The following is a 13,907-nucleotide window of genomic DNA, read 5'->3' on the forward strand; positions in this document are numbered from 1 at the left end:
CCGGTCTCACCGGGCTTGCCGACCAGCTTAGGCCGCGCGGGTCGTTATTTCAAGCTAATATTATTTAGGCTTGAAATATATTCCCCCCGGCCCTAGCCTGATCCCATAGAGACCCGCCCAAATTGGCACATAAACGGAAGGCTCCCAAATGGCCGTCACCCTCACGCATCTGGATGACATCGCGATTGCCACGGTCGACAACCCGCCGGTCAACGCGGTCAATCACGCCGTCCGCGAGGGGCTTCTCGCGGCGCTGGCCGAGACCGAGGCCAATCCCGCCATCCGCGCCACCATCCTGCTCTGCGCCGGGCGCAGCTTTATCGCCGGGGCCGACATCCGCGAATTTGGCCAGCCGCCGAAACCGCCGCATCTGCCCGATGTGATCGACCGTATGGAGGGCGCGACCAAACCCTGGCTCGCCGCGATCCATGGCACGGCTCTGGGCGGCGGGCTCGAGATTGCGCTCGGCTGTGACTACCGCATCGCCGCCCCAAGCGCCCGGCTCGGCCTGCCCGAGGTGACGCTCGGCCTCATCCCCGGCGCGGGCGGCACCGTCCGCCTGCCGCGTCTCATCGCCGCCGAAGAGGCGCTCGAGATGATCTCGGGCGGCAAACCGGTGCCTGCGACCAAAGCGCTCGACATCGGGCTCATCGACGCGCTGGCCGAGGGCGATCTGCAGGACGCGGCGCTCGAGTTTCTGCGCGCCCGGCTCGATGCCCCCCTGCCCACGCCGCTGCGCCACCGCCAGCCCCACGCCCCGCGCGATGCCGCCGACTGGGACAAGCGCCGCCAGCGTCTGCACGCCCGCGCCCGCGGTCAGGCCGCGCCCTTGGCCGCGCTTGAGGCCATCGAAACCGCGCTCAAAGAGCCGGCCGATCTCGCCCTCGCCCGCGAACGCGACAGCTTTCTGCGTCTCAAATCCCACCCCGAGAGCGCCGCGCTGCGCCATGTCTTCTTTGCCGAACGCGCCGCCGGTCAGATGCCTCGGCTCAAAGACGTCGCCCCCGGCCCGCTCACCCAGATCGGCGTGATCGGCGGCGGCACCATGGGCGCAGGCATCGCCACCGCCTGCCTTCTGGCCGATCTCCCCGTCACCCTGATCGAACGCGACGAGGCCGCCTGCGAGGCAGGCCGCGCCCGCGTCACCGACAGCCTCGACGGCGCCCGCGCCCGGGGCCTCATCGACGCCGACCGCCATGCCGCGCTCCTGTCACAGCTTGCCACCGACACCGATTACGCCGCCCTCGCCGGTGCCGATCTGGTGATCGAGGCGGTCTTCGAGGACATGGATGTGAAACATGCGGTCTTTGCCGCGCTCGACGCCCACACGCGCCCCGACTGCATCCTCGCCTCCAACACCTCCTATCTCGACATCAACGAAATCGCCCACGCCACCGCCCAGCCGGACCGCGTCATCGGGCTGCATTTCTTCTCGCCCGCCCATGTGATGAAACTGCTGGAACTGATCGTCACCGACCGCGCCTCCGACCGAGCGCTGGCCACCGGATTTGCGCTGGGAAAACACCTCCGAAAGCTCACCGTTCCGGCGGGAATTTGCGACGGATTCATCGGCAATCGCATACTGTCGTCTTACCGACGCGATACCGACGCAATACTGCAAGACGGCGCAACGCCCTCGCAGATCGATCAGGCGATGCGCGATTTCGGCTTTCCCATGGGGATTTTCGAGATGCAGGACCTCGCCGGGCTCGACATTTCCTGGGCCATGCGCAAACGCCGCGCCGCCACCCGCGACCCCAGCGAACGCTATGTCGACATCGCCGACACGCTCTGCGAAGCGGGCCGGTTCGGCCGCAAAACCGGCCGCGGCTGGTATCTCTACGAGGATGGCAAGACCCCCATCCCCGACCCCGAAGTCGAAGAGATCACCCGCCAAAGCGCCGCCGCCGCAGGCATCACCCGGCGCAGCTTTAGCGATGACGAAATCATCTCCCGCATCCTCGCCAGCATGCAGCGCGAGGGCGAGGAAATTCTCAATGAAAACATCGCGGAACGCGCATCCGATATCGACGTTGTGATGATCAACGGCTACGGTTTCCCCCGCTGGCGCGGCGGCCCGATGTATATGGCCGGCCATCGCAACAGCTGACCCGCGCAACGAGAAGGAACGCCCCATGACCACGCAACCGACCCCCAGCCGCGACTGGGACGACGCCTTCAACAACATGGGACATGTGGCAGGCTCTGAAAAGCTCCCCGGCCAATGGCAGGCCGAGGCCACCGCCTATCGCGACGCCACCCAAGGCTGGACCTGCGACATCGCCTATGGCGACGCGCCCCGCGAACGGCTCGACCTGCTGCGCCCCGAGGGTGCGGCCCGTGGCCTCGCCATTTTCATCCACGGCGGCTTCTGGATGCGCCTCGACAAATCCTACTGGAGCCACCTCGCCGAAGGCGCCCGCGCCAACGGCTGGGCCGTCGCCATCCCGAGCTACACCCTCGCCCCCGAGGCCCGCATCTCGGAGATGACCCGCCAAATGGCCCGCGCCGTGGCCCGTGCCGCTGCCGAGATCGACGGCCCGATCCGCCTTGCCGGGCACTCGGCGGGCGGCCATCTCGTCACCCGGCTCATCTGCGGCGACAGCACCCTGCCCAGCGAGATTCTGAGCCGCATCACCGGCGTCACTTCGATCAGCGGCCTGCATGACCTGCGCCCGCTCATGCACACCGCAATGAATGACACGCTACATCTCGACCCGATCGAGGCCGCCGCCGAAAGCGCCGCCCTCCAGACCCCGCACCCCGGCCAGCACCTGACCTGCTGGGTCGGCGGCGGCGAACGCCCCGAGTTTATCCGGCAGTCACAGCTTTTGACGCTGATGTGGGACGGGCTCGACACCGACTGCCGCCTCGAGATCGACGGCGACCACAATCACTTCACCGTGCTCGAAGACCTGCGCCGCCCCGACAGCCCGATCACCCGGGCCTGGCTCAGCACCTGAAGGACCCGCTTCCAAGGGCGGCCCCTAACCCTTTGGTCCAATTCATCCGAATCGAGTGATGTGCTATAAAGTCCCGGATTTTCTTTCCATGGGGAGGGGAGAAAAATGGGACTGCGAATTGATTTAAAACGGTTTTTTTTCATACTTACATTGACCGCGATGCCGGTGCCGGGCGCCGCGCAATCCTTCGACGCACGGGACATGATCGGCCTCGGCGTCGAGATCCTGAACCAACAAAGGCGCCAGCAGCAGCAACAACAGCGGCAACCACAGCGCCAGCCCCAGACACAGCAATATCAGCAACCACAGACGACGCAGAAAACACCGCCAAAGCCCGACCCGGCCAAGGCCGCCCGTCGCGCCGAGGTGCTCGAGATGCAGGCGCATCTCAATCGGCTGGGCTATGACGCGGGGCCTGTGGATGGCATCCCCGGCGCCCGCACCCGCGCCGCCCTCAGCGCCTTTGAGCGCGATCACGGCCTCCCCTCCGATGGTCAGCTCGACGCTGCCGCCCTCGCCGTTCTGCGCAAAAGCACCGCGCCACGGCAAGAGACTTACACAGGTCAAACCTACACTGGTCAAACCTACACTGGCCAATCCGGCACCACTCAGCACACCACGCAATACGGCACCGAGCAATACACTCCGGGCCACTCAGAGACGGCCCAGGCTCCGCTCACCCTCACTCTCGGCAGCAACGGCGCCATCGACCCGCAAAGCGGCCTGCGCCTGCCCTCTCCCGCGCGCTTTGGAGAGGCTGTGCTCACCGGCTGGCCTGTCCAACGCGGGCCGCTGTCCCAGCAGACCGTCAAACTCAACCGAAGAGACGTCTCTGCCGCCGCGCTTGATCTCGCAGCCTTTGTGGATCTGCACGTGCTCAAGAGCTTTCCGGACATCATGAGCGACGAAAAGATCGCCACCGAGTATGCCCATCGCTTTCTCGGGGGCGACATGCAGGCGCGGTATCTTGGGGACTGCGGTGCGGGCTGCTATCGGCAAACGCCCTATTCGGCCTGGCTCGGCGCGACGGAATTTGAACGTCAGGCCACCTATCAACGGTTCGTGCAGGAGATCGTGCCGCAGCTCATCTCGCACGCGTCAGAGTTTCCGATCCCGACCATCGAGATCATTCAGGTCAAGCTCGGCCAGTATGACCATGCGACACAGAGCTTTCCGCTGGAGGCCGCCGGACCACGCACCGGGTATTTCGGTTTTGTGAACGCCATCGCCGCCAAATCCGGCCAGATCACCGGCCCCGATCTAAAGAAACTGCCGATGGATCCGGGCACAGCCGCAGATTTCGCCGCGCATTTCGGCCCCGGGCAACGCCTGGTCTATATCGCCTATGACACCACCGTCGGCCCCGCCCGGATCTGGCCCTACGGGGTCCACAACTATGAGCTCCCCATAGAGGTCACCGGCCTGCGCGTGTCACTCGACCCTGAATTGCAAGATGTGGTCTATGCGATCAACCCGACCGACGCGCCCGAGACCGATGTCGCGGTCCGCGACGGGGTGGTCTGGGCACAAGGCCGCGTCGCGCTTCCCGCCACCCGGTTCGAGATCGCATCGCCCGCCCCACTCAAAAACAACCTGTGGACCGCGCTCAAACCGCGGATCGACTCATTGGTCGATGTCTCGACCTTGCCCGATCACGTGATTCTCGACCGCTTGCCCGGGCTCAACCTGTCGCAGGCCGAGCTTCATCAGCTCGCCGTCACCGCTCTGGGCCGCGAGCCCTCTCCGGCAGAGTTCAACGACCTGCTGCGCGACGGTGGCCGAAGCAGCCATTTCAACGACCCGTTCGTCAAATTCCGTCTGGTCGGCGGTATCAAATCCCACCTCAGTGCCGCGCGCCCCAAGGACGAGAGTTTCGACAGTACCATCCCGCTCCGCGTCTATTGCGAAACCAATCTGCAAACCTACGATTTCGCCAAGGCGGCCTTCCCGCTCAAGCCGAATTGCGCGCGGCATTTCATGGAGATCGGCCACGAGTTGTCGCAGCTCGGGATCGCAAGCGCGGGCGGGCTGAACTTTGACGGGGCGACGATTTTCCCCTCGGCCCTGCCCATGCCCATGCAAGAGGCGGAACCTTTCTCAAGGGCCGTGGTGAAAACATTGCTCTCCTTTGAAACCGATCTGTCTCTCTCGGTGCGCCAGACCGAGGCCGGCCCGGTCCTCACTCTGGAAACGACGCCGCCGCGCAATCTGCAGTTCCACCCGCAGGCCGACCTTGCCGCCGCGGCCCAGCCCTTCGGCCCCGCGGCCGCCGGCCCTGACAGCGGGACAGGTACAGACGCCAGCCTCCGGCAATGGAACGCCAACAAGGCCGATGACATGGCGGCACTGGCGGACCTGCCGACCGAGGTTCGCGCCCTGCCGCTGGACGCGAGCCAGCTTGGCTCAGACGGGGTCTTGGGCAAATTGCATGTCACCCTCTTCAACCAGAGAGAGATGGGCGCGCTCACCCCGCTGGCGCAACGCTCGCAGCTCATGCAGCGCCGGAACGCAGACCTCGCAGCACCGCTGGGTGTCCCCCCCGATCACCTCATCTCGGTGGCCGAGAACAGCCAGCAACGCTACCCTGTCTTCGCCCTTTTGCCCGCGCCCGCCGACAGCTACCGCGTGACCCTTCCCGCAGACGGCTATGGCCGGTCACAGCTCGACCTGATCACCGAGCTCGAAGTCACCAAAGCCGTCAAACTGCGGCTGGCCAGCGATCGCGAAGCCATCCTGCTTCTGGCCCGCCCGACCATGGCCATGGCGACCGAAATCCGCAACGGGCCTGTCATCGAACGGTTTGAATTTGCCGCTCCTGACGGCGGCATCGCCACGGTCTCGCGGCTTGAGACCCCGCCGCGCTACATTCTGATGCGCAATCTTGCCGCCCGCTTTGGCATCGACCCGGCGCCCATTCTCGAGGCCAGCCTGGCGCATCCCAACGAGCTCTCGATCTATGACAAACGCGCCCGCTACGAAGATCTTCTGGCCAAGCTCGCAGAGATCCCCATCGACACCAGCCTGCCCCGCTATTGGCTGGTCGGCACGGCGCGGCTTGGCAATTACGATTTCGACAAACACGGCTATCCCATCTCCTCGGTCGCCCTCGGCCTGCCCGAATTGCAACGCCCGCTGGAGCTAGAGCCCAAGGCCATCAGCACAAGGCTCGACCAGAACGCGCTGTCCTTTCTGCCCTACGCGCGCGAGGACGCCCAACAGCTCGACGCGCGCCTCCAAGGCCAACGCACCCTGCCGATTCGGGCCTTTGTGATCCCCCTTCAGGTCACCGATAGATACAACAGCTCTCTCATGGTGAGCGCCCGCCTCGGGCACGCCGAACTGCTCGATCCGGACAGCAATCCACTGCTGCTGCAACCCGAAAAAGTTCTGTTCACCCTTGGCAACAAAGAGGACGACCCAAGCCCCAAAGGCCCCGGGCAGAGCCCCGAAGAGGTGCTCGCCAATCTGCGGGCGCAGATGCCAGAGGGCGCCAACGCGATCTTCCTGCGGCACAAGGGCGTCACCAAGGTGAGCGAAGTGTTCATTGGACCGGGCGCGCATCCGTTTCACCAAAGGGCGACGCGCGATCTGGCCATCGACTGGCCGCAGCCCCAAGACGAATATCAGGCCCATCTCTTGGTCGACGGGCTGCGTCAAAACCCCGAAGCCGTGTTGATCCTCGCCGCCACGAACCTGCTTCCCTCCCAGGCTCAGGGCACCGGCAACACCAGCGAAATCGGCAGGCTTCTGATCGCACTCGCCAATGATATCGACTTGGAAATCAGCGCCTTCCCCCCCGCCCGCGATCTGGGCGAGGTCGCGGCCAAGACCTCCTATGACACTTTGGTGGCCGGCAACCCGCCGGTGGTCCTGCTCCGGCGTCGCGGCGAAACCGGCCCCGCGACCCATCTCTTCCACCCGCGTGATCTCTCCGTCGCCATCGGCAGCGGCCAGATGTCCTATGCGATCACCACCGCCGCAGAGCTCAAGTTCGAGATCATCCCCGAGCTGCCGTTTCAATCGCAGCGGCAAACTCTGGCCGAGGCGGTGCAGAACTTTGTCGACACCCCCGGCACCGCGCTGCTGCTCTCGCCCGACATGCTGCGCAATGTCTTTCCGAAACTGGCTGATTTGGATCTCTCTGGCCGCGCTTATCCTGTCGAAGACGTCTATGTCGGCATTCCCCGCGACCATACGAAAACCGCCAGCGACTTTGCCCTCCTCGGCGTGTCCGGCAGTATGAGCGCCGAGGCCGCGACCACCGCGCTCACCCAAGAGTTCGGTCAAATTCAGAAGAGCTCGGACGACAGCCTTACCGCCGGAGGCGCCGATTGTCTTGCCGCTCTGGGGCCCGCGCCCGGCGGCACCGATCATGCGGGCATGCGCTGCATGCGGGTGACGCTCGCAGACGGTGAGGTCAGCCGCGCCACCCTATGGCAGGTCATCGAAGGCGACGTGACGGCGGCGGTGATAGATGCGCTCAAACAGCGGTTCGGCTGGTCGCCCTTCGTCACCGAAACCCGAAGCCTCGAAGGCGGCCTCTCGCGGCAAACCATCGGCTGGGGCCAGCCCATCGCCTTTAGCCGCGACGGGCTCGATCGCACCGATGCCAAGCTGCCGCCAGCCGCCGTAGAGGCAACGCTGTGGACGTCAGAGCGCTATACGACGGTCCATGTCTCGCTGATCCGTGAGCTTCCGCAAATCGCCGAGGCCGCAGCGCAGGCCCCCGAGATCAAATTCTGATCTCGGAGGCCCGAGCCACGGCCCCGGTCATCGCCAAGCCTCGTTGCCAAAGGCCCGTGCCTTAGTGGTGGTTCATCGCGATCTTGCCGACCATGCCGCCTTCGCGATGGCCCGGCACATTGCAGGCAAAGCCCATCTCGGCGGTCTCCGAGAAGGTCCAGATCACCTCCGCCGTCTCGCCCGGCTCGAGCAGCACGCTGTTGGGATCGTCATGCATCATGCCATGTTCCATCATCTTGGCATGGTTGAGCCGCTTCATCGTCATCATGCCCTTCTGGAACATGGTGCGCATCTCGTCCTTGTGGGCATCCCACATCTCATCCGTGCCGAGATTGAACTCATGGACGAGCTTGCCGACGTTCTTGACCACGAATTTGATGGTCTCGCCCTCTTTGACGTCAATGGATTTGGGGCTGTATTTCATCTCATCCATCTCGACCTCGATCACCCGGTCGACATTCTCGGCCTTGCCCGGCTCGCCAATCCCATTGGCCGCACCATGGCCCGCGCCGGCAAAGGCCTGCCCGCTCAGAAGTGCCAGCGTCGCGCCGATCCCGAAAAGAGTTCCGATCTTCATGTCTGTTCCTTTCATCTTGCCTGTACCTGAAACCTGATTTTGGCCCCTCCGTAAAAGAAGGACCGTCACGGCGGCAGGATCAACCGCGCCCGCCTCGGCGAACAGGCCCATTATTGTAACGGATTGTAAGCTTGCCTTAGCCGCCCGGTTGCGGCAGTTTCACCACGAGCCAGCTCAAGGCTCCTATGTGATCGGACCGAATGAAGCGTATCGTGTCAACATTGCGGAATTTTGTGCTGTTGCTGGCCCTGCTGGCGGCCACGGCCCTGCCGCATATGACGATGGCGCATCAGGGAGGTTCGGCCGACATGACCCATGCCGCGATGGCCCAAGACGCCCAAGACGTCATGGAAGCCGCCGCCATCCCTTGCAGCAGTGCCCATGATCACGCCGATACAGCCCGCTGCAGCCTTGCCGCGGCCCATTGTATCACCCTGCTGCCCGCCGGACCCATGGGCCCCACGACACATCGCATTGGGCGCAACGCCAGCTTTGTGATCCCGCTCATGGCCCGCAACGGCACCGCCCCCCAGATCGTCACACCGCCGCCGCGCCTCTGATCTCCTGCGCGACGCCTTTGGTCGTAAATTCTGACCCCTCGGTCTGATCCAAGACCTGCCGCGTCGCCCCCCTTTTCCAATGACAGATCACGTCCCGCAGACCCTTTGCGGCACGTTTCGATACCTCATGAAAGGCATGGAGATGATTTCCATATCCCGTTTCAAGCCGGCGCTTCTGGCCGCCGCACTCACCCTCTCGGGCAGCCTCGGCGCGCTCGCGGGCACCTATGACATCACCGTGGACAAGATCCGCATCAACACCGGCGAATTCACCAAGACCGGCGTCGGCTATAACAAGAGCCAGACGCCCACGATCCTGCGCTTCAAGGAAGGCGAAACCGTCACCCTCCGGGTCAAGAACAACCTGCGCGAAAGCACCTCGATCCACTGGCACGGGCTCATCCTGCCCTTCCGTCAGGACGGCGTTCCCGGCATCAGCTTCAACGGCATCAAACCGGGCGAAACCTTCACCTACCGTTTCCCGATCGTGCAATCCGGCACCTATTGGTTCCACAGCCACACCGGCTTTCAGGAACCCGACGGGGCCTTTGGCGCCATCGTGATCGAACCGAAAGGCGGCGAGCCGATCAAATCCCAGCGTGATTACGTCGTGCAGCTCACTGACAAACACCCGCACAATGGCAACCGCATCTTCCGCAATCTCAAGATGTCCGCCGATTACTACAACCGCTCGCAGCGCACCTTTCAGGACCTCGTCCGCGACAGCCGCGCCAACGGGCTCAAATCCACCTTGCAGGAACGCGGCATGTGGGGCCGGATGCGCATGATGCCCACCGACATCGAGGATGTGCAGGGCTTCGTGCCGCTGATCAACGGACAGAGCACCCGGCAGAACTGGTCGGGCCTCTTCAAACCCGGCGAAAAGGTCCGTCTGCGGATCATCAACTCTTCCGCCATGTCCTATTTCGACTTCCGCATCCCGGGGCTCAAGATGCTAGTGGTGCAGGCCGACGGCAACCCGGTCAAACCGGTGGCCGTGGACGAGCTGCGCGTCGCGGTGGCCGAAACCTATGACGTGATCGTGCAGCCGCGCGGCAACAAACCCTATAGCATCGTCGCCGAATCCATGGGCCGCACCGCCCTCGTGCGCGGCACGCTGACGCCCAAGCTCGGCCTCGCAGGCCCGGTGCCGCGCCTGCGCCGCAAACCGCTGCTGACCATGGCCGACATGGGCGGCATGATGGGCGGCATGCATGGTGACATGAATATGAGCGGCATGGGCCATGTCTCGTCGCAAGGCACCATGGACCACAGCCAGCATCAAATGCCAATGGAGGAAGAGATGGATCACAGCCAGCATCAGATGGCTGCCGAACCAGCTGAACCCGCCGCGCCCGCGATGGATCATTCCAAAATGGACCACTCCAAGATGGACCATTCCAAAATGACCGAAACGCCCCCCGCCGCCAAGGAAATGGACCATTCCAAAATGGGCCACGGCACCATGCAGAAGGACACCAAATCGGCGGGCACCATGGACCACGCGGCCATGGGCCACGGCACCAAAGCCAAGGGCACGATGGATCACGCCGCCATGGGCCACGGCACCAAGGCCAAAGGCACGATGGATCATGGCAACATGAACATGGCTGGCATGGACCACAGCAAAATGGACATGGGCGGCATGGGTCACATGATGCAGCCCGCCGAACCCGGCGAGTTCTACGCCCCCGGCAGCGGTCTCAAACCGGTGGCCTATAACGGCGGCAAATTCCTCTCCTACAAGGACCTCCGCGCCAGCCGTCCGCTCTACCGCGATCGCGCCCCGACCCGCACGATCGAACTGCGGCTGACCGGCAACATGGAACGCTACATCTGGTCGATCAACGACAAGAAGCTCAAGGATTCCGAGCCGATCCGCCTCAAGCTCGGCGAACGGGTGCGGTTCAAATTCGTCAATGAAACGATGATGTCGCACCCGATGCACCTGCATGGGATGTGGACCATCCTCGACACGGGCAAAGGCAAATGGGACCCGATCAAACACACCGTCAGCATCGCCCCCGGCACCACGGTCTATACCGAAACCGAGGTCGACGCGGCCGGTCAATGGGCCTTCCATTGTCACCTCTCCTACCACGCCGAAGCGGGCATGTTCCGCAAGGTCATCGTCCAATGACCCCCCGGATGACCGGCACAGCACGTGAAAGGATATCTCACATGAAAAAACTTATCGCACCGCTTCTGGCCCTGCCGCTTCTGGCGGCCCCGGCCCTCGCAGAACCGCTCCTCTGGGGCTTTCAGGCGGAACAGTTCGAATATCGCGAACGCGACGGCGAGGACGGGTTCGCCTGGGATTTCGACCTCTTCGTCGGCCGCGACGAGGGCAAATTCGTCTGGCGCTCCGAAGGCGAAATGGGGCTGAGCTCGGCCGACTACGAGGGGCTCGACAACCAGCTTCTCTATCAATTCCCGATCTCGCCCTTCTTCGACGGGGTGGCCGGCGTTCACGCCAGCACCCCCAACGGCGAACCCGACCGCTACAACGCGGTGCTGGGCGCGCGCGGCTTGGCCCCGCAATGGTTCGAAATCGACGCCGGGCTCTACCTCTCCGATCAACCCTATATGCAGGTCGAAGTGGAATATGAGGGGCTCTTGACCAACCGGCTCATCCTCGTGCCGAGCCTCGAGGTCACCATGCCGCTCAAGGATGACGCGGCCCGCAACCAAGGCGCGGGCGGCGCCACGGTCGAGATCGGCGCACGGCTGAGCTATGATCTGATCGACCGCGCCGTCGCCCCCTATGTGGGCTTCAGCTATGAGAAAAGCTTTGGCGACACCGGCGACATGCTGCGCGCCGCGGGCGAGGAAACGGACGAGTTTTCCCTCGTCTTCGGCACCCGCCTGATGTTCTGATCTCTCGCGCGAAATGGGCTCCCCGGCGGCACGCCGTCGGGGGGCCTACCCCTTGGCCACCTCCGGCAGCACCAGCACCGCGCAGAGCCCGCCGCCCGGCCGGTTTTCAAGATAGACATCGCCGCCATGCGCCCGCAGGATGGTCCGCGCGATCGACAGGCCAAGCCCCGTCCCCCCCGTCTCGCGCGACCGCGATCCCTCCAGCCGATAGAACGGGTCAAACACCCGCTCCAGCTCGGCCTCAGGCAGGCCCGGCCCCTCATCCTCGATGAGAATGCGATGCTCCCGCGCCGTCCCACAAAGCGTCACCCGTGGCACCCCGCCCGCATAGCGCTGGGCGTTCTCGATCACGTTGCGCAAGGCCCGGCGCATCGCCCGGGGCCGCAGGCTGATCCGGTAATCTTCGCCGGGGCCGATCTCGAACCCGCCGAGCATGTCCTGCCGCAGCTGCGCGAGAAAATCCCGCCCGGACACGTCTTCTCGCGGCTCCGCCTCGCTCATCCCCCGCGCATAGGCGAGCGTGGTTTCGACCATCGCCTGCATCTCTTCGACCGAAGAGATCATGCCCGCGCGCAAATCCTCTTCCTCGACCATCTCCGCCTGCACCCGCAGCGCCGTCAGCGGCGAGCGCAAATCATGCCCGAGCGCCGCCAGAACCCGCGTGCGATCCTCGATATGGCGGCTGATCCGCGTCTTCATGTCGTTGAACCGCGCCGTGAGATGGCGCAGCTCGCGCGGTCCCTTCAGGGGCAGATCAGGCTCGGCCTCGCCCCGCCCAAACCGCTCGCTCGCCGCCGCCACCTCGCGCAAGGGGCCGGTGAGACGGCTGAGCAGGAACCAAAACAGCGCCACCAGCAACAGCGCCGCGCTGATCCCGAAACTGAGCGTCGAGACCACCGGCCATTGCAGCGGCGGCCGGTTGAACCGCGTATCCACGTTGAGCCATTGCCCATCCGCCAGCGCCAGCGACAGCGTCAGCTCAAGCCGGGTGAGCCCGCCCTCGCGCGGCTCCTCCCCGGCGCTGGCCAGCGGCAGCAAATCCCCATGCGCCTCGTGCAGCTCGATGCGGATTTCCCGCGCATCCCCCTGCCCAAGGATATGCCGCATCCGCGCCTCGACGCCGCCCTCATCGCCGTGGTCAAGATGATCCACCGCCGGCGTCGCATCGATGGCAAAGCGCACCAAAGGCGAATCCGCCGCCCGCAGGATCGCGCCCCGCAACGCCTCTGGCGCCTCGTCCAGCAGATGCGCCACATTGGCCGCCCGCCCCGCCGCCTCGGCCCCAAGCGCCGCCCGCACCGCAAGGCTCCGCTCATCGACAAAGAGCCACAGGCTCACCGCCTGCGCCAGCGTCAGCGCGCCCAGCGTCAGCAGAACGATCTGCCCGCGCAGACTGTCGAACACCCGCCCCGTCACGGCAGCGGCTCCACATCCGCCGCGAGACAATAGCCGCCGCCGCGCACCGTGGTGATGAGCTGCGGCCGCATCGGGTCACGCTCGACCTTGCGCCGCAAGCGGCTGATCTGATTGTCGATGGTCCGGTCAAACAGCCCCGGCGTCCGCCCCGAGGTGAGGTCAAGCAGCTGCTCGCGGCTGAGCACCAGACGCGGCCTCTCGAGCAGCACGGTCAAGAGCTTGAACTCCGCCGTGGTCAGCGCCTCGCTCTCCTCGCGCCCATCCCAGAGCTTGCGCCGATCGGTGTCGAGCACCAGATGCCCGAACCGCAGCCGCCGCCCGCCAAAGGTCCCCCCATGCACCTCCTCGCGCGCCGTGCGGCGCAAGATCGCCTTGATCCGCGCCAGCAATTCACGCGGGTTGAACGGCTTGGCCAGGTAATCATCCGCCCCCAGCTCGAGGCCCACGATCCGGTCCATCTCTTCGCTGAGCGCGGTCAAGAGGATCACCGGCACCACGCCCTCCGCCGTCAGCCTGCGACAGACCGACAGCCCATCCTCGCCCGGCATCATCACATCGAGCACCACCAGATCGAACCGCCCCTTGGCAAGCTCGCGGTCCATCGCCGCCGCGCCCTCGGCCCGCGTCGCCCGCATCCCGTTCTTCTCGAGATAGCGCGCCACGGCGTTGCGAATGTCAGCACTGTCATCAACGACAAGGATATGTGGGATCTTGGTCATAGCGGGCAAACTATCCGATTTCGTAACGGGATGTATCAACTCTGAGAAGGAA

10 protein-coding genes are annotated in these 13,907 nt (G+C 64.7%); 6 read left to right on the forward strand and 4 right to left on the reverse strand.

Annotated elements, in window-relative coordinates:
* Positions 1 to 148 precede the first annotated feature (148 nt).
* Together WA237_RS02130 and WA237_RS02135 are read left to right on the forward strand one after the other, a co-directional pair.
* Positions 149 to 2,110 carry a 3-hydroxyacyl-CoA dehydrogenase NAD-binding domain-containing protein gene (locus WA237_RS02130; RefSeq protein WP_336096501.1) on the forward strand — a complete coding sequence of 654 codons (1,962 nt, stop codon included), beginning with the start codon at positions 149 to 151 and terminating at the stop codon, positions 2,108 to 2,110.
* Between the two features lie 25 nt (positions 2,111 to 2,135).
* Positions 2,136 to 2,963, forward strand: coding sequence for an alpha/beta hydrolase (locus tag WA237_RS02135; RefSeq protein ID WP_336096502.1), 828 nt, complete (start codon positions 2,136 to 2,138; stop codon positions 2,961 to 2,963).
* Positions 2,964 to 3,086: 123 nt separating this feature from the next.
* Here the strand turns inward: WA237_RS02135 and WA237_RS02140 are convergent, their stop codons facing one another.
* The gene (locus tag WA237_RS02140) at positions 3,087 to 3,350 is read right to left on the reverse strand and encodes a hypothetical protein (protein WP_336096503.1); all 264 of its coding nucleotides are present in this window, start codon (positions 3,348 to 3,350) and stop codon (positions 3,087 to 3,089) included.
* Here WA237_RS02140 and WA237_RS02145 point away from each other — a divergent pair.
* Positions 3,339 to 7,706, forward strand: a complete 4,368-nt coding sequence (locus WA237_RS02145; protein WP_336096504.1) for a peptidoglycan-binding domain-containing protein — start codon at positions 3,339 to 3,341, stop codon at positions 7,704 to 7,706. The two genes, WA237_RS02140 and WA237_RS02145, sit on opposite strands and share 12 nt — an antisense overlap.
* A gap of 61 nt (positions 7,707 to 7,767) precedes the next feature.
* Here the strand turns inward: WA237_RS02145 and WA237_RS02150 are convergent, their stop codons facing one another.
* A complete protein-coding gene (locus WA237_RS02150; RefSeq protein ID WP_216015861.1) occupies positions 7,768 to 8,283 on the reverse strand; it encodes a cupredoxin domain-containing protein in 516 nt (171 codons plus the stop codon).
* Between the two features lie 200 nt (positions 8,284 to 8,483).
* Between WA237_RS02150 and WA237_RS02155 the strand changes: the two genes are divergently transcribed.
* The 3 genes from WA237_RS02155 to WA237_RS02165 all read left to right on the forward strand — a co-directional run bounded on the left by WA237_RS02155 (position 8,484) and on the right by WA237_RS02165 (position 11,720).
* Positions 8,484 to 8,843: a hypothetical protein gene (locus WA237_RS02155; protein ID WP_336096505.1), complete on the forward strand. Its 360-nt coding sequence runs from the start codon at positions 8,484 to 8,486 to the stop codon at positions 8,841 to 8,843.
* 142 nt (positions 8,844 to 8,985) lie between these two features.
* Positions 8,986 to 10,983 carry a copper resistance system multicopper oxidase gene (locus tag WA237_RS02160; protein ID WP_336096506.1) on the forward strand — a complete coding sequence of 666 codons (1,998 nt, stop codon included), beginning with the start codon at positions 8,986 to 8,988 and terminating at the stop codon, positions 10,981 to 10,983.
* Between the two features lie 41 nt (positions 10,984 to 11,024).
* Complete coding sequence (locus tag WA237_RS02165) at positions 11,025 to 11,720, forward strand: copper resistance protein B (protein ID WP_336096507.1); 696 nt, start codon at positions 11,025 to 11,027, stop codon at positions 11,718 to 11,720.
* A gap of 45 nt (positions 11,721 to 11,765) precedes the next feature.
* Here the strand turns inward: WA237_RS02165 and WA237_RS02170 are convergent, their stop codons facing one another.
* The gene (locus WA237_RS02170; protein WP_336096508.1) at positions 11,766 to 13,136 is read right to left on the reverse strand and encodes an ATP-binding protein; all 1,371 of its coding nucleotides are present in this window, start codon (positions 13,134 to 13,136) and stop codon (positions 11,766 to 11,768) included.
* The gene (locus WA237_RS02175) at positions 13,133 to 13,855 is read right to left on the reverse strand and encodes a response regulator (RefSeq protein WP_336096509.1); all 723 of its coding nucleotides are present in this window, start codon (positions 13,853 to 13,855) and stop codon (positions 13,133 to 13,135) included. Before WA237_RS02175 ends, WA237_RS02170 begins: the two co-directional genes overlap by 4 nt.
* Between the last annotated feature and the right edge of the window lie 52 nt (positions 13,856 to 13,907).

This window comes from Roseovarius sp. CH_XMU1461 (genome assembly GCF_037027165.1).
GTDB classification, from domain to species: domain Bacteria; phylum Pseudomonadota; class Alphaproteobacteria; order Rhodobacterales; family Rhodobacteraceae; genus Roseovarius; species Roseovarius nubinhibens.

Coding starts and splice junctions, on each gene's coding strand:
- WA237_RS02130 (WP_336096501.1), top strand. CDS start 149: ATGGCCGTCACCCTCACGCATCTGGATGACATCGCGATTGCCACGGTC.
- WA237_RS02135 (WP_336096502.1), top strand. CDS start 2,136: ATGACCACGCAACCGACCCCCAGCCGCGACTGGGACGACGCCTTCAAC.
- WA237_RS02145 (WP_336096504.1), top strand. CDS start 3,339: ATGCAGGCGCATCTCAATCGGCTGGGCTATGACGCGGGGCCTGTGGAT.
- WA237_RS02140 (WP_336096503.1), bottom strand. CDS start 3,350: ATGCGCCTGCATCTCGAGCACCTCGGCGCGACGGGCGGCCTTGGCCGG.
- WA237_RS02150 (WP_216015861.1), bottom strand. CDS start 8,283: ATGAAGATCGGAACTCTTTTCGGGATCGGCGCGACGCTGGCACTTCTG.
- WA237_RS02155 (WP_336096505.1), top strand. CDS start 8,484: ATGAAGCGTATCGTGTCAACATTGCGGAATTTTGTGCTGTTGCTGGCC.
- WA237_RS02160 (WP_336096506.1), top strand. CDS start 8,986: ATGATTTCCATATCCCGTTTCAAGCCGGCGCTTCTGGCCGCCGCACTC.
- WA237_RS02165 (WP_336096507.1), top strand. CDS start 11,025: ATGAAAAAACTTATCGCACCGCTTCTGGCCCTGCCGCTTCTGGCGGCC.
- WA237_RS02175 (WP_336096509.1), bottom strand. CDS start 13,855: ATGACCAAGATCCCACATATCCTTGTCGTTGATGACAGTGCTGACATT.